Origin of the sequence: Micromonospora sp. NPDC048169 (assembly GCF_040652815.1) — a bacterium.
Lineage (GTDB): Bacteria > Actinomycetota > Actinomycetes > Mycobacteriales > Micromonosporaceae > Micromonospora.
Map to the genome: position 1 here is coordinate 204421 of NZ_JBEZMS010000004.1, position 17121 is coordinate 221541.

Annotated in this window: 15 protein-coding genes; 11 read left to right on the forward strand and 4 right to left on the reverse strand. The window is 74.5% G+C overall.

Annotated features, from left to right (window positions below):
• The first annotated feature begins 183 nt into the window (after positions 1–183).
• Positions 184–912, forward strand: a complete 729-nt coding sequence (locus tag AB0D28_RS05920; RefSeq protein ID WP_357382786.1) for a hypothetical protein — start codon at positions 184–186, stop codon at positions 910–912.
• 20 nt (positions 913–932) lie between these two features.
• Here the strand turns inward: AB0D28_RS05920 and AB0D28_RS05925 are convergent, their stop codons facing one another.
• On the reverse strand, positions 933–1421 hold the full coding sequence (locus AB0D28_RS05925) for a DUF3093 domain-containing protein (protein WP_357382654.1): 489 nt from the start codon (positions 1419–1421) through the stop codon (positions 933–935).
• A gap of 85 nt (positions 1422–1506) precedes the next feature.
• On the opposite strand from AB0D28_RS05925, the gene dut reads away from it, so the two are divergent.
• From dut to AB0D28_RS05945, 4 genes are all read left to right on the forward strand, one after another.
• Positions 1507–2004: a dUTP diphosphatase gene (gene dut / locus AB0D28_RS05930; RefSeq protein WP_357382788.1), complete on the forward strand. Its 498-nt coding sequence runs from the start codon at positions 1507–1509 to the stop codon at positions 2002–2004.
• Positions 2005–2029: 25 nt separating this feature from the next.
• The gene (locus AB0D28_RS05935) at positions 2030–2650 is read left to right on the forward strand and encodes a DUF3710 domain-containing protein (protein ID WP_357382656.1); all 621 of its coding nucleotides are present in this window, start codon (positions 2030–2032) and stop codon (positions 2648–2650) included.
• Positions 2651–2818: 168 nt separating this feature from the next.
• Entirely contained in the window at positions 2819–3199 is a 381-nt protein-coding gene (locus AB0D28_RS05940) for an OB-fold nucleic acid binding domain-containing protein (RefSeq protein ID WP_030502986.1), read from the forward strand.
• The gene (locus AB0D28_RS05945; protein WP_357382659.1) at positions 3196–3873 is read left to right on the forward strand and encodes a DUF3159 domain-containing protein; all 678 of its coding nucleotides are present in this window, start codon (positions 3196–3198) and stop codon (positions 3871–3873) included. Before AB0D28_RS05940 ends, AB0D28_RS05945 begins: the two co-directional genes overlap by 4 nt.
• A gap of 10 nt (positions 3874–3883) precedes the next feature.
• Here AB0D28_RS05945 and AB0D28_RS05950 read toward each other — a convergent pair whose 3' ends face one another.
• Together AB0D28_RS05950 and AB0D28_RS05955 are read right to left on the reverse strand one after the other, a co-directional pair.
• Positions 3884–4573, reverse strand: a complete 690-nt coding sequence (locus AB0D28_RS05950; protein ID WP_357382661.1) for a TrkA family potassium uptake protein — start codon at positions 4571–4573, stop codon at positions 3884–3886.
• 3 nt (positions 4574–4576) lie between these two features.
• The gene (locus AB0D28_RS05955; protein WP_357382663.1) at positions 4577–5242 is read right to left on the reverse strand and encodes a TrkA family potassium uptake protein; all 666 of its coding nucleotides are present in this window, start codon (positions 5240–5242) and stop codon (positions 4577–4579) included.
• Between the two features lie 157 nt (positions 5243–5399).
• Between AB0D28_RS05955 and AB0D28_RS05960 the strand changes: the two genes are divergently transcribed.
• The 4 genes from AB0D28_RS05960 to dxs are packed head-to-tail and all read left to right on the forward strand — an operon-like array spanning position 5400 to position 11921.
• Positions 5400–7451 carry an APC family permease gene (locus AB0D28_RS05960; protein WP_357382666.1) on the forward strand — a complete coding sequence of 684 codons (2052 nt, stop codon included), beginning with the start codon at positions 5400–5402 and terminating at the stop codon, positions 7449–7451.
• Positions 7448–8749 (forward strand): TRAM domain-containing protein, encoded by a 1302-nt coding sequence (locus AB0D28_RS05965; RefSeq protein ID WP_357382668.1) that lies wholly within the window; start codon positions 7448–7450, stop codon positions 8747–8749. Before AB0D28_RS05960 ends, AB0D28_RS05965 begins: the two co-directional genes overlap by 4 nt.
• Positions 8750–8758: 9 nt before the next feature.
• Entirely contained in the window at positions 8759–9919 is a 1161-nt protein-coding gene (locus tag AB0D28_RS05970) for an anhydro-N-acetylmuramic acid kinase (RefSeq protein ID WP_357382670.1), read from the forward strand.
• A gap of 58 nt (positions 9920–9977) precedes the next feature.
• On the forward strand, positions 9978–11921 hold the full coding sequence (gene dxs, locus AB0D28_RS05975) for a 1-deoxy-D-xylulose-5-phosphate synthase (protein ID WP_357382672.1): 1944 nt from the start codon (positions 9978–9980) through the stop codon (positions 11919–11921).
• 187 nt (positions 11922–12108) lie between these two features.
• On the opposite strand, the gene AB0D28_RS05980 is transcribed toward dxs, so the two are convergent.
• Complete coding sequence (locus AB0D28_RS05980; RefSeq protein WP_357382674.1) at positions 12109–13299, reverse strand: hypothetical protein; 1191 nt, start codon at positions 13297–13299, stop codon at positions 12109–12111.
• 156 nt (positions 13300–13455) lie between these two features.
• Here AB0D28_RS05980 and AB0D28_RS05985 point away from each other — a divergent pair, with 156 nt between their 5' ends.
• Both AB0D28_RS05985 and AB0D28_RS05990 read left to right on the forward strand, forming a co-directional pair.
• On the forward strand, positions 13456–15372 hold the full coding sequence (locus AB0D28_RS05985) for a hypothetical protein (RefSeq protein ID WP_357382676.1): 1917 nt from the start codon (positions 13456–13458) through the stop codon (positions 15370–15372).
• Positions 15330–17114, forward strand: coding sequence for a hypothetical protein (locus tag AB0D28_RS05990; protein ID WP_357382678.1), 1785 nt, complete (start codon positions 15330–15332; stop codon positions 17112–17114). Before AB0D28_RS05985 ends, AB0D28_RS05990 begins: the two co-directional genes overlap by 43 nt.
• Positions 17115–17121 lie beyond the last annotated feature (7 nt).

Genomic DNA, 17121 nt, shown 5'->3' on the forward strand with positions numbered 1-17121 from the left:
CAGGAGGGCGGACGGGTGAGCGAGCGCAGCGAGGGGACCGGCGCGGACCGGACCCCGGCACCGAGCGGCCCGGCCGAGACACCGGCACCGGGCGGCCCGGCCGCGACACCCGCGACACCCGGGCCGGTCGGTTCCGCCCCGACGCCGGGTGAGTCCGGCGCGTCCGGCGCGGACAGCACCGAGCTGGGCGCCACCGTCGCGGCACTGACCGCCGACGACATCGCGCCGGCCCGCCGGCGGCAACTGCTGGCCCGGCTGGTCCGCCAGGCCCGCTCCCGCGGCATCACCGACCTGTTCAAGCCCCGCGCGGCGGTGCGCTGGATGACCGACACGGTCGCCGAGGTCGCCCCGCACGTGCCCATCCGCGACCTCGCCACGCTACGACGGCACTTCCCCGGCCTGGACGACGACGCGCTCGCCGACCGGCTGGTCCGCAACGCGTCCCGCGCCACCGCCGGGGTCGGCGCCGCGGGCGGCGGGGTCGCCGCCGTCGAGTGGGCGGTCACGCCCACCCTGCTCTCCGCTCCGGTCCTGCTGGCCGCCGAGACGGTGGCGGTGGTGGCGATCGAGCTGAAGCTGATCGGCGAGCTGCACGAGGTCCACCGGGTGCCGCTGCCGGCCGGCGGCACCGGCCGGGCCGTGGCGCTCGTGCAGTCCTGGGCCACCCAGCGGGGGGTCAACCCGATGATGCCGGGGGTCGGCGTGAGCGCGGTGCTCGGCACCGCCGCCCGCCGGGAGCTGCGGGACAGCCTGATGCGCCGTTTCGGGCGCAACCTCACCACGCTCGGGCCGTTCCTGACCGGCGCCGCGGTGGCCGGCTACCTCAACCGCCGGGCCACCCGCGCGCTCGGCGAGCAACTGCGCAAGGACCTGCGGCGTACCGCGCGTGCCCTGCCGGGCAAGCCGTCCTGACCGGCGGCGCGGGCGGACCGTCAGGCCGCGTCGCGGGCGGCCAGCAGGACGGCCGCCAGCTCGACCGGGCGCCGGGTGCTGACCACCCAGAACGGGGTCGGGTCGGCCGGGTCGTCCAGCACCACCTGCACCGCGCCGCCGATCCACGGGCGCTGCACCACGAAGGCCAGCGGGTCGGAGCCGACGCCGAGCACCTCGCGCCGGCCGGCCGCGTCCAGCGGCACCACGTCCGCGACGTACCGCACCGGCAGGTGGGCGTCGTCCACCCGCAGCTCGCCGTCGCGCACCTCGACCCGGATCCGGCCCAGCCACCACAGGCCGGCCACCGCGGCGGGGATCAGCAGCACGAACGGCAGCCAGGCGCGCACCCCGGTCGCACCCATCCAGAGCTCGACCGCGAGCAGGCCGGCCACGGCCAGCCCGGCCGGCCAGGCCCACCAGGGCAGCCCGAGGCGCTCCGCGTACGCGGCGGTGGCCGGCGGGGCGGCGGGAGATGACGACTGACGCACACAGACGAGGGTACGGCGCGCGAGCGGCCCGGCAACCGGCAGGATGGCAGGGGCACCCCGCAGGACCGGACGGAAGAGGATGACCGTGACAGACGTCGTACCCGTGGCCGTACGGCTGCTCGACCCGGAGCTGCCACTGCCGGCGTACGCCCATCCCGGCGACGCCGGGGCGGACCTGGTGGCCGCCGCGGACGTCGAGCTGCCCCCCGGCGGCCGGGCCCTGGTGCCCACCGGCGTGGCGGTGGCGTTGCCGGACGGCTACGTCGGGCTGGTGCACCCCCGATCCGGACTCGCGGCCAGACTCGGCGTGACGGTGCTCAACGCGCCCGGTACGGTCGACGCCGGCTACCGGGGTGAGATCCTGGTCAACCTGATCAACCACGATCGGGACACGCCGGCCAGGATCAGCCGGGGTGACCGGATCGCCCAACTGGTGGTCCAGCGGGTCGCCCGGGCCGAGTTCCGGCCGGTGGCCGAGCTGCCCGCCTCCCGGCGCGGCGCCGGTGGGCACGGATCCACCGGCGGGCACGCCGGGCTGGTCCCGGCGCCGTCCGGCGGGCAGAGCGAAGAGGTGGCAGGGTGAGTGTGAACAGCGGAGGGTGGGCGCAGTGATCTTCTCCCGGAAGCGGGCCGACGAGGCGCGTGACAATGGGGTCCTCGACGCCGAGGAGACCCCGTCGGCGCCGGACCGCGGCCCGTACGACGTCAGCGAGGCACCCGACGCGCCTCGCCTCGACCTCGGCAGCCTGCGGATCCCGGCGGTGCCGGACGTGGAGGTGCGGGTCCAGGCCGACCCGCAGGGCGTGATCCAGCAGGTCGTGCTGGTGCACGGCCAGAACGCCCTCCAGCTCGGCGTCTTCGCCGCGCCCCGCTCCGAGGGCATCTGGGACGAGGTGCGCGAGGAGATCCGGCAGTCGCTTGTCGGCGACGGCGCCACCGCCCAGGAGGTCGAGGGGGAGCACGGGCCCGAGCTGCGTGCCCGGGTGCGTACCCCGGACGGTCCGACCGACCTGCGGTTCGTCGGCATCGACGGCCCGCGCTGGATGGTGCGCGGTGTCTTCCAGGGCGCGGCCGCCACCGACCCGGCCGCCGCCGGCCCGCTCGCGGCCTGCCTGGACGGCCTGGTCGTCGACCGGGGCCAGGAGGCCAAGCCGGTGCGCGAGCCGCTGCCGCTGCGGCTGCCCCGCGAGGTCGCCGAGCAGCAGGCCGCCGACGCGCAGGAGGTCTGATCCAGAACGTGCACGGGCCCGGCGCGACACGGCGCCGGGCCCGCGGCGTGTCCGGTTCCGGCCGGCGGTACGCGCCACGGCGCTCCCGTCGGCGCGCCACTGCGCGTACGCTGGCGGGACGGTTCCGGGCATGCGGGGCCCCGCTGTGGAGAGGGTGACGCGGAGGTCATGACGACCGACGAGAGCCGGGGGTCGCTGCGGCGGCTCCTGCACCGGCTCACCGCGAGCGAGGCCGAGATCGAGGCGCAGGAGCTGCGCCGGGAGAGCGCCGAGTCCGGCGGCACGCCCGCCCACCAGTGCAACAGGGGTCAGGTGGTGTCGGTGGCCGGGCGGTTGCGTACCGTCGTCTACACGCCCCGCACGAACCTGCCCACCCTGGAGGCGGACCTCTACGACGGCACCGACGTCGTCACGCTGGTCTGGCTGGGCCGCCGGCACATCGCCGGGATCGAGCCGGGCCGGCACCTGACCGCGCGCGGCCGGGTGGCGGTGCGCGACGACCGCAAGGTGATCTACAACCCGTACTACGAGCTGGAGTCGCCGAAGTGACGACCGGACAGCACACCCCGCCGGGTCTCGGCCCGCAGGACGAGGAGCGGCTGCCCAGCCTCGCCGAGCAGATGGCCGACCAGCTCGGCGGATGGCGCGGCCTGGTCGAGTCGAGCATCCCGGTGATGGTCTTCGTGATCGCCAACGTGATCGGCGAGCTGCGCCCCGCCGTGTACGCCTCGGTGGCGGTGGCGCTGCTGATCGCCGGGCTGCGGCTGGCCCAGCGCAAGCCGGTGCGGCACGCGGTCAACGGGCTGTTCGGCGTCGGCATCGGCGCGCTGCTGGCCCTGCGCACCGGCGACGAGCGGGACTTCTACCTGCCCGGCATCCTCTACGGCATCGGGTACGGCCTGGCGCTGCTGCTGTCGGCCGTGATCCGGCAGCCGCTGGTCGGCTGGATCTGGTCCGTGCTGGTCGCGAAGGGCCGCTCCGAGTGGCGCGACGACCCCAGGCTGGTACGCACCTTCACCCAGCTCACCGTGCTCTGGGGCGTGGTGTGGCTGGCCAAGGTCGGCGTGCAGGCCGGGCTTTACCTGGCCCACCAGGACACCGCGCTGGGCGTGGCCCGGCTCGCCCTGGGCTACCCGCCGTACGCGCTGCTGCTGCTGATCACGGTCTGGGTGGTGCGCCGGGTCACCCGGGAGACCGCACCCACCCCGCTGCCCGGCGCCTGAGGCCCCCGCCTCAGGACCGCTCCCGGTCACGGTCCGTGCGGGCCGGGCCGAGGATCACCGCGCGCACGTCGTCCTCGACCGCCGCGGTGCAGACGAAGACCAGCTCGTCACCGGCCTCGATCGGGTCGTCCGGGGTGGGCACCAGCACCCGCTTGCCGCGCACGATCGCCACCAGCGCCGCGTCCCGGGGGATCGGCACCGCGTGGATGGGCTGCCCCAGGTAGGGCGCGGTCGGCGGCAGGGTGATCTCGACCAGGTTCGCCTCGCCCTGCCGGAACGTCATCAGCCGGACCAGGTCGCCGACGGTGACCGCCTCCTCGACGAGCGCCGCCATCACCCTCGGCTTGCTCACCGCGACGTCCACGCCCCACTGCTCGGTGAACAGCCACTCGTTCTCCGCCCGGTTGACCCGGGCCACCACGCGGGGCACCGCGAACTCGGTCTTGGCCAGCAGCGACACCACCAGGTTGACCTTGTCGTCGCCGGTGGCGGCCACCACCACGTCGCACCCGGCCACGTCGGCCTCCTCCAGGCTGGCCAGCTCGCAGGCGTCCGCGAGCACCCAGTCGGCGGCCGGCACCCGGTCGGGCCGCAGCATCTTCGGCTGCCGCTCGATCAGCATCACCTGGTGGCCGTTGTCGATCAGCTCCTGAGCGATCGAGCGGCCCACGTTGCCGGCGCCGGCGATGGCGATCCGCATGGCTCAGTGCCCCCCTTCCGGCGGCGCCGCCGCCACCGACGTGACCGGGCCGTTGATGTCGTCGGTCACCAGCATGAAGACCTGGTCGCCCTCCTGCACCACGGTGGAGGCGGTGGGCAGGGTGCCGATCCCGAAGCGGTTCAGGTAGGCCACCCGGGCGCCGACCGCCTGCTCCAGCTGCCGCAGCGGCCGGCCGATCCAGTCCTTGTGCACCGGCACCTCGATGATCGAGACCGTGCTCGTCGGGTCGCGGAAGATCTCCACGTTGCCCTCGGGGACCAGGTGGCGCAGCATCCGGTCGGCGGTCCACCGGACGGTCGCCACGGTGGGGATGCCGAGCCGCTCGTAGACCTGGGCGCGGCGCTGGTCGTAGATGCGGGCCGCGACCCGGGACACGCCGAACGTCTCCCGGGCCAGCCGGGCCGAGATGATGTTGGAGTTGTCGCCGCTGGACACCGCCGCGAACGCGTCGGCCCGCTCGATGCCGGCCTGACGCAGCACCTCGCCGTCGAAGCCCGCGCCGGTCACCGTGATGCCGGCGAAGTCGGGCCCGAGACGGCGGAACGCGTCCGCGTCCTGGTCGATCACCGCCACCGAGTGCCCCCGGGACTCCAGGCTGTGGGCCAGGGTCGACCCGACCCGGCCGCAGCCCATGATCACCACATGCACGGTGTCCGCTCCTCCCACGGTGCCGCCCGCCGACCCGTCGTCTGCGAGCCTGCCACGTCCCGCCCCGGACAGGGGGACCGACCGTACCGCGCGGGCCCGTCCGGCGGTGATCGACCACCCCCGCGCCCCGCGCCCGGTGGTCGTACGCTTGGCGGTTGTGGCCCGACCCACCTCGCTGCTGAAGCGACTCCTCCTCGGTCGACCGTTCCGGTCCGACCGCCTCCAGCACACCCTGCTGCCGAAGCGCATCGCGCTGCCGGTCTTCGCGTCGGATGCGCTCTCCAGCGTGGCGTACGCCCCGGACGAGATCCTCCTGACGCTGTCCATCGCCGGTGCCTCGGCGTTCTTCTTCTCGCCGTGGGTCGCACTCGCGGTCGTCGTGGTCATGCTCACCGTGGTGGCGAGCTACCGGCAGAACGTGCACGCCTACCCCTCCGGCGGCGGCGACTACGAGGTCGCCACCGTCAACCTCGGTCCCCGGGCCGGCCTCGCCGTGGCCAGCGCGCTGCTCGTCGACTACGTGCTGACCGTCGCCGTGTCGGTCTCCTCCGGCGTGGCCAACCTCGGCTCGGTGGTGCCGTTCGTGGCCACCCACAAGGTGCTCATCGCGGTCAGCGCGGTCGTGCTGCTCACCGCGATCAACCTGCGCGGCCTGCGCGAGTCGGGCACCGCCTTCGCCATCCCCACCTACGGCTTCGTGATCGTCATCGGCGGCATGCTGCTGACCGGGCTGATCCGCATCTTCGTGCTCGGCGACGACCTGCGCGCGCCGAGCGCCGGCCTGGAGATCCAGGCCGAGCACAGTGTCACCGGGTTCGCGCTGGTGTTCCTGCTGCTGCGGACGTTCTCCTCCGGCTGCGCGGCGCTCACCGGCGTGGAGGCGATCTCCAACGGCGTACCGGCGTTCAAGAGCCCGAAGTCGAAGAACGCGGCGACCACGCTGCTGTTGCTCGGCGGCATCGCGGTGGCCATGCTGGTCGGCATCATCTGGCTGTCCCGGCTCACCGGCCTCCAGTTCGTCGAGGACCCGAGGTCGCAGATCGTCTCCGGCCCGGTCGACTACGTGCAGAAGACCGTGACCGTGCAGCTCGGCGAGACGGTGTTCGGCGGCGGCTCGGTCCTGCTCTACGTGGTCGCCGGGATGACCGCGCTGATCCTGTTCCTGGCCGCCAACACCGCCTTCAACGGCTTCCCGGTGCTCGGCTCGATCCTGGCGCAGGACCGCTACCTGCCCCGCCAGTTGCACACCCGGGGCGACCGGCTGGCGTTCTCCAACGGCATCGTGTTCCTGGCCGTCTTCGCGGTAGTGCTGATCATCGGGTTCCAGGCCGAGGTCACCAAGCTCATCCAGCTCTACATCGTCGGGGTGTTCGTCTCGTTCACGCTCTCCCAGGCCGGCATGATCCGGCACTGGAACCGGCACCTGCGCCGCGAGCGGGACCCGGAGGCGCGCCGGCGGATGGTCCGTTCCCGGGCGATCAACACGTTCGGCATGGTCATGACCGGCGTCGTGCTGATCATCGTGCTGGCCACGAAGTTCCTGCTCGGGGCGTGGATCGCGATCGTCGCGATGGCCATGATGTACGTGGTGATGCTCGGCATCCGCCGGCACTACGACCGGATCGCCGAGGAACTGGAGCCGACCGAGCAGCGGGGCGTGCTGCCCGCCCGCAACCACGCCATCGTGCTGGTCAGCAAGCTGCACAAGCCGACGCTGCGGGCGGTCGCGTACGCCCGGGCCACCCGGCCGGACACGCTCACCGCCGTCACCGTCAACGTGGACGAGCAGGACACCCGCGAACTCCAGGCCGACTGGGAGCGCCGCGAGCTGCCGGTGCCGCTCACCGTGATCGACTCCCCGTACCGGGAGATCACCCGCCCGATCCTCAACTTCGTCGCGTCGGTGCGCCGGGAGTCGCCCCGCGACGTGGTCACCGTCTTCATCCCCGAGTACGTGGTGGGCCGCTGGTGGGAGAACCTGCTGCACAACCAGAGCGCGCTGCGGCTCAAGGGGCGGCTGCTGTTCGAGCCGGGCGTGATGGTGACAAGCGTGCCGTGGCAGCTCGCGTCCACCGCGAGCAAGAACCTGGACCGGTTGGACGCGACGCTCAGCCGGGGCCCGGCGCGCGGCCCCCGGGTGGCGCCGCAGAGCACGCTGCCACCGCCGGTGGCGTCCACGCCGTCCGCCGAGCGCGAGGAGCTGTCATGATCAACGGCGAGCGTTCCGGTCCCGCACCGGCCGATCCCGCGCCGGCGGTGGAGCGACCCGGTTCCGTGCCGGCGGCGGAGCGGCCCGGGCTGGAGGAGGCCGAGCGGGTCGAGCTGAGCGTCGACGCGGTCGCGCCGGGCGGGCACTGCGTGGCCCGGGTCGGCGGGCAGGTGGTCTTCGTCCGGCACGCGCTGCCAGGTGAGCGGGTGGTGGCCGAGGTGACCGAGCTGCACCGGGGTTTCGCCCGCGCCGACGCGGTGGAGATCCTGGACGCCTCGCCGGACCGGGTGACACCGCCGTGTCCGTACGCCCGGCCGGGGCGGTGCGGCGGCTGCGACCTCCAGCACGTCGCCCCGGTCGCCCAGCTCGACTGGAAGCTCACAGTGGTGCGCGAGCAGCTCACCCGGCTGGGCGGACTCACCACCGAGCAGATCGACGCGCTCGGCGTACGCGTCGAGGCACTGCCCGGCGGGCAGCTGGGCTGGCGGTCCCGGGTCCGCTACGCGGTCGACGCGGCCGGCCGGGCCGGGCTGCTCAAGCACCGCTCGCACGAGGTCGTGCCGATCGAGCGGTGCCTGATCGCGCACCCGGCGATCCAGGAGCTGCCGGTGCTCCCGCCCACCGGCGCCCGCTGGCCGGACGCCGACGCGGTGGAGACGGTCGCCAGCACCGGCGGTGACGTCGCGGTGGTCGCGTACGCCGACGGGGTTCCGACGGCGGTGAGCGGGCCGGAGCGGGTCCGGGAGACGGCGGCCGGGCGGTCCTTCACGCTGCCCGCCTCCGGGTTCTGGCAGGTGCACCCGGCGGCGGCGGACGCGCTGACCGGCGCGGTGCTCGACCTGCTCGACCCGAGGCCCGGCGAGACCGCCTGGGACCTGTACGGCGGGGCCGGGCTGTTCGCCGCCGCGCTCGCCGAGCGGGTCGGCGGCGCCCGGGTGACGCTCGTCGAGTCGGCGCCGGACGGGGTGGCCGCGGCACGGGAGAACCTGGCCGACCTGGCCGGCGTCGAGGTGGTGGCGGCCCGGGTGGAGGCCGCGCTGTCCCGGCGCCGGATCACCGGACCGGTCGACCTGGTGGTGCTCGACCCGCCGCGCTCCGGCGCGGGCGCGCCCGTGGTGCGCGGTGTGGTGGCCGCCCGGCCCCGCGCGGTCGCCTACGTGGCCTGCGACCCGGCCGCGTTCGCCCGGGACGTGCGCACGTTCACCGAGGCGGGGTGGCGGCTGGCCGCGCTGCGCGGCTTCGACCTGTTCCCGATGACCCAGCACGTGGAGCTGGTCGGGCTGTTCCTGCCTGGCTAGCCTGACCCGATGAAGATCGTCGGGCTGATGTCGGGCACGTCCTACGACGGCGTGGACGTGGCCGCGGCCGAGTTCACCGCCGACGGCGACACGCTGCGGCTGCGGCCGCTCGGGCACCGGGAGCTGGCGTACCCGGACGACCTGCGGGCCGAGATCGGCGCGCTGCTGCCCCCGGCGGCCACCACCATCGAGGCGGTCTGCCGGCTGGACAACCGGCTCGGCGAGGTGTTCGCGGACGCGGCGGCCCTCGGCGTCGAGCTGGCCGGGGGAGCGGCCGACGCGGTCGTGTCGCCCGGGCAGACGGTCTTCCACTGGGTCGAGGACGGCCGGGTGCGCGGCACGCTCCAGCTCGGCGCGCCGGCCCGGGTGGCCGCCCGGGTGGGCGTACCGGTGCTGCACGACCTGCGCTCGGCGGACGTCGCGGCGGGCGGCCAGGGCGCGCCGCTGGTCCCGGCGTTCGACGCGCTGCTGCTCGACCCGGAGGCCGGTGCCAGGGCCGCGTTGAACCTCGGGGGCATCGCGAACCTCACTGTGGTCGCGCCCGGGGCACCCGTCCTCGGGTACGACGTGGGCCCGGCCAACGCGCTGCTAGACGCCGCCGCCCGGCGCTTCCTGGACCGGCCCTGCGACGTCGACGGTGCCCGCGCCGCGGCCGGTCGGGTGCACGAGGCGCTGCTGAGCCGGCTGCTCGCCGAGCCGTACTACGCCGCGCCGCCGCCCAAGTCGACGGGCAAGGAGCTGTTCCACGGCGGCTACCTGGACACCGCCCTGGCCGCGCTCGGTGAGCCGGTCGGTGCCGACGACGTGCTGGCCACGCTCACCGAACTGACCGCCCGGACGGTGGCCGACGCCTGCGACAGGCACCGCGTCACCGAGGTGGTGGCTGCCGGCGGGGGAGTGCGTAATCCCACACTCCGGGCGCGGCTGGCCGCGCTGGGCGCGGGGCGCTGGCGGCTGCGCACCACCGACGAGCTGGGCGTGCCGGCGCAGGCCAAGGAGGCGTACGCGTTCGCGCTGCTGGGCTGGCTGTCCTGGCACGGGCTACCCGGCGCGGTGCCCTCGGTGACCGGGGCGTCGCGGGCCGCCGTGCTGGGCTCCTGGACCCCTGCGGGCCCGTCCGCCGCCGCGCCGCGCCCACCCGCGCCCCGGCGGCTGGTGGTGGACGCCTGACCTGGGTCGATGCACGGCCGAGCTGCGGACTGTTCAGCGGCCGATAGACTCTCCGGTCATGAGTGTTGAAGAGGGCACGGCCAACCACGGTCGGCTGCTGGGCACCGTCCACGGCCCGCAGGACGTGAAGCGGATGACCGCCGAGCAGCTGGACATCCTCGCCGCCGAGATCCGTGACTTCCTGATCGCCAAGGTCTCCCGCACCGGCGGCCACGTCGGCCCCAACCTCGGTGTGGTCGAGCTGACCCTGGCGATGCACCGGGTCTTCGACTCCCCGCGCGACCGGCTCCTCTTCGACACCGGCCACCAGGCCTACGTGCACAAGATCCTCACCGGCCGGCAGGAGGGCTTCGACAAGCTCCGCCAGCGCGGTGGCCTCTCCGGCTACCCCAGCCAGGCGGAGAGCGAGCACGACCTGATCGAGAACTCGCACGCCTCCACCGCCCTGTCGTACGCCGACGGGCTGGCCAAGGCGTACGCGCTGCGCGGCGAGAAGCGCTCGGTGGTCGCCGTGGTCGGCGACGGCGCACTCACCGGCGGCATGTGCTGGGAGGCGCTGAACAACATCGCCACCGCCGGCAACCCGCTGGTGATCGTCGTAAACGACAACGGCCGGTCCTACTCGCCGACCATCGGCGGCCTCGCCGACCATCTGTCGTCGCTGCGGCTCAACCCCGGCTACGAGAAGGTGCTCGACACGGTCAAGGACGCGCTGGGCAACACCCCGTTCGTCGGCAAGCCGATGTACGAGGTGCTGCACGCGGTCAAGAAGGGCATCAAGGACGCGGTCGCCCCGCAGGCCATGTTCGAGGACCTCGGCATCAAGTACGTCGGCCCGGTCGACGGCCACGACGTGCCGGCCGTCGAGGCCGCGCTGCGCGCCGCGAAGAACTTCGGCGGCCCGGTGATCGTGCACGCGGTCACCCGCAAGGGCTACGGCTACCGCCCGGCCGAGGATGACGAGGCCGACTGCCTGCACGGCCCCGGCGCGTTCGACGCCGAGACCGGCAAGCTGCTCGCCGTGCCGTCGGTGAAGTGGACGAACGTCTTCGCCGACGAGCTGGTCGCGATCGCCGACGAGCGCCCCGACGTGGTCGGCATCACCGCCGCCATGGCCGAGCCCACCGGCATCGCCACGCTCGCCCGCAAGTACCCGGAGCGGGTGTACGACGTGGGCATCGCCGAGCAGCACGCGGCCACCTCCGCCGCCGGCCTCGCGATGGGCGGGCTGCACCCGGTCGTCGCGGTCTACGCCACGTTCCTCAACCGCGCCTTCGACCAGGTCCTGCTGGACGTGGCCATGCACAAGCTGCCCGTCACGTTCGTGCTGGACCGGGCCGGCATCACCGGCCCGGACGGGCCCAGCCACTACGGCATCTGGGACATGTCGGTCTTCGGCGTGGTGCCCGGCCTGCGCATCGCCGCGCCCCGCGACTCGGCCACGCTGCGCGAGGAGCTGCGCGAGGCGGTCGCCGTCGACGACGGCCCGACCATCCTGCGCTTCCCGACCGGCACCGTCGCCGCCGACCTGCCGGCCGTACGCCGGGTCGGCCCGGTCGACGTGCTGGCCGAGTCGGCGCGTACCGACGTGCTGCTGGTAGCGGTCGGCTCGTTCGCCGGCCTCGGCGTGGAGGTCGCCGCCCGGGTCGCCGAGCAGGGCTACGGCGTGACCGTGGTCGACCCGCGCTGGGTGCGCCCGGTGCCGGCCGAACTGGTCGAGCTGGCGTCCGCGCACCGGCTCGTGGTGACAGTGGAGGACGGCGTGCGCATCGGCGGCGTCGGTTCCGCGCTGGCCCAGGCGATGCGCGACGCCGACGTCCGGGTCCCGGTCAAGGACCTGGGCGTACCGGCCGACTGGCACCCGCACGGCAGCCGCGCGCAGATCCTGGCCGACCTGCGGCTGACCGCGCAGGACGTGGCCCGCGACGTCACCGGCTGGATCTCCGGCCTGGACGCCGCCCCGGTCGACCCCGCCCCCAACGGAGCCCGAGCCCAGAGCTGACCCGCCCCGCTGCGTTGATCTTGCACTTGCGGCCCTCCTGATGTCGGCTTCGCCCGATAAGGGAGGGCCGCAACCGCAAGATCGCCGCACCGGTCGACCTCGCGCTGTTGACCAAGGAGTTTGGGTGCTCGAGGAGTCCTTCGGGGGACACGAACTCCTTGATCACCGGAGCGGGCGGGGGAGAGGGTCAGGGGGTGGGGAGGGAGCGGTACCAGGTTTTCTCGGTGCCGGCCAGGCTGAACGTCTGCCTGGCGTCGGTGTGCTCGACGACCACCAGGCCGGGACGGTCGACCAGGCGCGTCGTGCCGGGCGGAGCGGAGAACGAGACGTCCCGGGTACGCCAGGACAGCACCGCCAGCGGGCGGCCCGGCATCGGCAGGTGGTACGCCTGAAGCGTGGTGGACCGGTCGGCGGGGGAGACCACCGGGGTGCCGCCGTCGGCCGGGCGGTAGACCACAGCCGTCATCGTCCCGCCCGAGGTCTCCCAGCTGAGCTGCTCCAGCTCGCCCGGCTCGCCCTCACCGAGAGCCACCGAGCCGAGTGAACGCGTGGTGATCTTCGCCATCGGCCAGGACTCCGGCGCGGATCGGGGCGCGTCGCGGTCGCCGATGCGCCGCGGCACGCTGCCGAACGGTCCCCGTTCGCCGGCGAGCACGCAGGTGTCCAACCCGGTCAGCGCGCGCCTGCCGGCGCCCGTCTCGTCGCGTACCAGGGGGTAGCGGGGCGCTTCGGTGGCCGTACCCAGGTCGAGGACGCGGTCCGCGGCCAGGCCGCGCGGCAGCGACGTCGTGGGTCGCAGCGTCGCGGTCAGCTCGACGGCCCGGCACTCCGGTACGGCGACCGGGTCGGTGACGCCGTCGGTGCTGCCGAGCACCTTGCCGTCCGGGCCGGCCAGGCGCTCGACGCGGGCCGAGGTGAGGTAACGGCGGCCGGACGGCTCCCGCACCGGCAGCACGTCGGAGTAGACCAGGTAGCCGCGGTCGGTGTACTCGGTGGCGTGGGCGACCCGCCAGCGCTGCCCGTCCCGGTCGAGTTGCAGCAGCCAGGAGGCGGCCTCGCCGGGCACGTCGGCGGCGACCAGCGCGAGCGCCGACCCGGCCACCTGACCGGAGAAGAGGATGCCGGAGGTGGGCACGTGCACCCGGTCGTCCACCGGGGAGCGCCAGTCACGTACCGCTGTGGTGATCGCGGCGGTGGCGTCGGCGTCGCCGGCCAGGCTGCCGCGTGGCGGCCAGACCGCGAGGGTGCCGTCCAGGCTGTCGTAGCCGACCCGCAGGTCCGTCGGCCGCCGCTCGGCGACCGGCCCGCAACCGGCGGTGACCAGCAGCAGAGCTGCCAGCGTGGTGCCCGTCGTAGCGCCTCGGCGGGCTGAAAACACCCTGATCCCCTCGCCGGTCGTCGGTCGGAAGCCCACATGGTACGAGACGGCCGGTCACCCGGCCGCGCCTGGCTCACCCTTTCGGCCGATCGGCCACTGCGGAACGTGACGGGCGATTCGGGTATCAATATCCGGCTCCGGTAGACTCCGCCGACTGTGACGCCTGCCGAGACCCGCGGCGCCTCGACGCCGGACGCCGCCGCCCCGACGGGCCACCGTGCCGTCACTTTGGAAGCACGCCCGGTGACCGTCGCCGACGCGCCGGCCGAGCCGGAGGCGGCGACCGAGCCCGAGGCGCCGGCCACGCCGGGCGCGCGGCGCGAGCGCCGGTGGCGGTGGACGCGCCGCCGGATCGACCTCCTCGTGTACGGCGGATTCCTGCTCGCCGCGATCTGGGTGACCAGCGGCATCTGGGTCGACCCGGCCGGACGGGTCGCCGCGCTCTACAGCAGCGACCCGGCGCAGGTGCAGTTCTTCCTGGCCCACTCGGTGCGGGTGGTGCTGCACGGCGAGTTCCCGTTCTTCACCGAGCAGTTCAACTACCCCGACGGCGTCAACCTGATGGCGAACACCGCCATCCTGGCGCTGGGCATCCCGATGGTGCCGGTGACCCTCCTGTTCGGACCGGCGGTCTCCTTCGTCACGCTGGTCACGCTCGGCCTGGCCGGCACCGCCGCCGCCTGGTACCGGGTGCTGTCCCGGCACCTGATCCGGCACCGCCCGGCCGCCGCCGTGGCGGCCTGGTTCTGCGGGTTCTCCCCGGCCATGCTGTCGCACGCCAACTGGCACCCGAACATCATCAGCCAGTTCCTGCTGCCGTTCATCGTGTGGCGGGTGCTGGTGCTGATCCGCTCGGCCCGGCCGGTCCGCGACGGCGTGCTGCTGGCGCTGCTGGTCACCGTGCAGGCGTTCATCAACGAGGAGATCCTGCTCTTCACCGCGATGGGCCTGGGCGTGTTCCTGATCGCCGTGGTGGTGCAGCAGCGCGAGCGGTGGGCCGCCGCGTGGCGGCCGCTCGGCGCCGGGCTGGCGGTCTGCGCGGCGCTGGCCGGGGCGCTGCTGGCGTACCCGCTGTGGGTGCAGTTCGCCGGGCCGATGGCGTACCACGGGCTCAGCGACGCGGTGCGCGACTACGGCAACGACATCGCCGCGTTCTTCGCGCCCGGCTCGCCCACCTTCGGCGGCAACGAACGCGCGAACGTCAACCTCGCGCCGAACTACTCCGAGGAGAACGCGTTCTTCGGCTGGAGCCTGTCGCTGCTCGTCGTGGGCATCGTGGTGTGGCTGCGGCGGGACGCGATCGTCCGCGCGCTCGCCGCCACCGGGCTGTTCTTCGCCGTGCTCTCCCTCGGCGAGCGGATCTCCTGGTGGGACCGGGAGATCGCCACCGGCCCGTGGGAGCTGCTGGTGCGGCTGCCGCTGCTCGACGCCGTGGTGCCGACCCGCTTCGGCCTGATCACCGGCGTGACGGTGGCGATCCTGCTCGGGTACGCGGTCCGGCGCCTGTGGGCGCTGCGCGGCGTGGACCGGCGGACCGCCCGCAAGCTCACCGTCGCCGGCCTGGTCCTGGCGCTGCTGCCGATCGCGCCGATGCCGTTGCGGGTCACCACGCGGGAGCCGGTGCCGGAGTTCATCACCGCCGACAGGTGGCGTAAGTACGTCGGACCCGACCAGACGCTCGTCTCCGTGCCGGTGCCCGCGATGGGCAACACCGACCCGATGCGCTGGGCGGCCAGCACCAACCTCGACTTCAAGATCCCCGGCGGCTATTTCCTCGCGCCGCGTAACGGCGTCACCGGCGACCCCGGGCGCTTCGGCGGCCGGCCCAGCGGCATCGGCGAGATGCTGCGCGAGGTGTCCTCCACCGGCCGTACGCCGAAGCTGGACGACCGGCAGCGCCGCCGCTACCTGGACGAGCTGCGGCACTGGAACGCGGCGCTGGTGGTGCTGCCGCGCGACGAGCAGAACGCCGAGCCGCTGCGCCGGACCGTGGAGCAGTTGGTCGGCCCCGGCCGGCAGGAGCTGGACGTGTGGCTGTGGGACGTGCGGAAACTGACCAGCCGGTCCGCCTGACCGAACCGGCGTTCCCCGCCCTCGCGCCCCGCCGTCGCCGGCCCCGCCCGGTCGACGCGCTGGTGGTGGCCGGCTATCTCGGTCTGGCCGTGCTGCTCACCACCGGCCAGTGGCGCCGGCCGGAACGGCTGTTCCACCAGGCCGGCGACCAGATGCTGTTCGAGTGGATGCTGGCCCGGGCCGCCCGCGCGGTCACCGGCGGCGAGAACCCGCTCGCCAGCGGCGCGCTGAACGCCCCGGACGGCGTGAACCTGATGGCGAACACCTCGGTGCTCGGGCTGGGCGTGCCGCTCACCCCGGTCACCGTCGTCTTCGGCTCCCAGGCGGCCTTCCTCGTCGCCGTGACGCTCAGCCTCGCCGGCACCGCCACCGCCTGGTACGCGCTGCTCGCCCGCCGGCTGGTCCGCTCCCGGGCCGCAGCCGCGGTGGGTGGCCTGTTCTGCGGCTTCGCCCCGGGCATGGTGGCGCAGGCCGGGGCGCACCTGCACATGGCCGCACAGTTCCTGGTGCCGGTGATCCTCGCGCTGGTGTTCCGGCCCGCCACCGGCCGGGTCCGGCGCGACGGCGTGCTGCTCGGGCTCGCAGTCGCGTACCAGGTGTTCCTCGGCGAGGAGGTGCTGGTCTTCCTGGCGCTGGCCGCCGGGGTGTTCGCCGGGGCGTACGCGCTCGCCGACCGGGCCGCCGCGCGCCGGCTGGCGCCGGTGGTGGCCCGCCGGCTGGGCATCGGCGCGCTGGTCGCGGGCGTGCTGCTGGCGTACCCGCTGTGGTTCCAGTTCGCCGGGCCGGGCCACTACCGGGGGATGCCGTTCCACACCGAGGGCTACCGGCTGGACGTGGTCTCGTTCGCCGCCACCGCCCGGCAGACGGTCGCCGGGGACGCCCACCGGGCCGGGCTGCTGTCGCCGAACCCGACCGAGCAGAACTCGTTCTTCGGGCCGTTCCTGCCGCTGCTCGCCGTACTCGTGGTGGTGCGGCTGTGGCGACGGCCGCTGGTGCGCGCGCTCGCCGTGTGCGGCCTGCTGTTCGCGCTGCTGTCGCTCGGCACGAGCGTGGTGGTGAACCGGCACGACACCGGGCTGCCCGGCCCGTACCGCCTGCTCGCCGGGGTGCCGCTGCTGGACCTGGTGGTGCCGGCGCGGTTCGCGCTGGTCTGCGTACCGGTGCTCGGGGTTCTGCTGGCGCTCGCAGTGGACCGGGTCCGGGGTGGCGGCGTGCGCACCTGGGCGCCGTGGGCCGGCGCGGTCGCCGCCGCGCTGCTGCCGCTGGCGCCGACGCCGATCCGCACGGTGCCGGTCGCGCCGGTCCCGGCTGTGGTGTCCGGCGGCGGCTGGCGGGAGTACGTGCCACCGGGCCGGACGCTGGTGCCGGTGCCGCCGGTGACCGGTGCGGCGGTCAGCCCCGCCATGTTCTGGTCGGCGCGCACCGGGCTGGCGTTCGACGCGCCCGGAGGCTATTTCATCGGCCCGCGCTCGGCCACCGACGAGGCCGCCCGCTGGGGCGCGCCGGACCGGCCCACGTCGCTGCTGCTGCGCCGGGCCGCCGAGACCGGCCGGGTGCCGCCGGTCGGCGAGGCGGAACGCCGGCAGGCGGTCGACGACCTGCGGCACTGGCGGGCGGCGGCGCTGGTGCAGGCCGACTCGACACCCGGTGACCCGGTCCGCGCCACTGTTGACGCGCTGGTCGGCCCCGGCCGGGACGTGCCGGGCGGGCACCTGTGGGACGTCCGCCCGCTCGCCGGCTGACCGGCGG

Excerpts from the sequence above, each read along its gene's own strand:
- AB0D28_RS05940 (WP_030502986.1), top strand. The coding sequence starts at position 2,819 with ATGACGACCGACGAGAGCCGGGGGTCGCTGCGGCGGCTCCTGCACCGG.
- AB0D28_RS05950 (WP_357382661.1), bottom strand. The coding sequence starts at position 4,573 with ATGCGGATCGCCATCGCCGGCGCCGGCAACGTGGGCCGCTCGATCGCT.
- AB0D28_RS05965 (WP_357382668.1), top strand. The coding sequence starts at position 7,448 with ATGATCAACGGCGAGCGTTCCGGTCCCGCACCGGCCGATCCCGCGCCG.
- AB0D28_RS05970 (WP_357382670.1), top strand. The coding sequence starts at position 8,759 with ATGAAGATCGTCGGGCTGATGTCGGGCACGTCCTACGACGGCGTGGAC.
- dxs (WP_357382672.1), top strand. The coding sequence starts at position 9,978 with ATGAGTGTTGAAGAGGGCACGGCCAACCACGGTCGGCTGCTGGGCACC.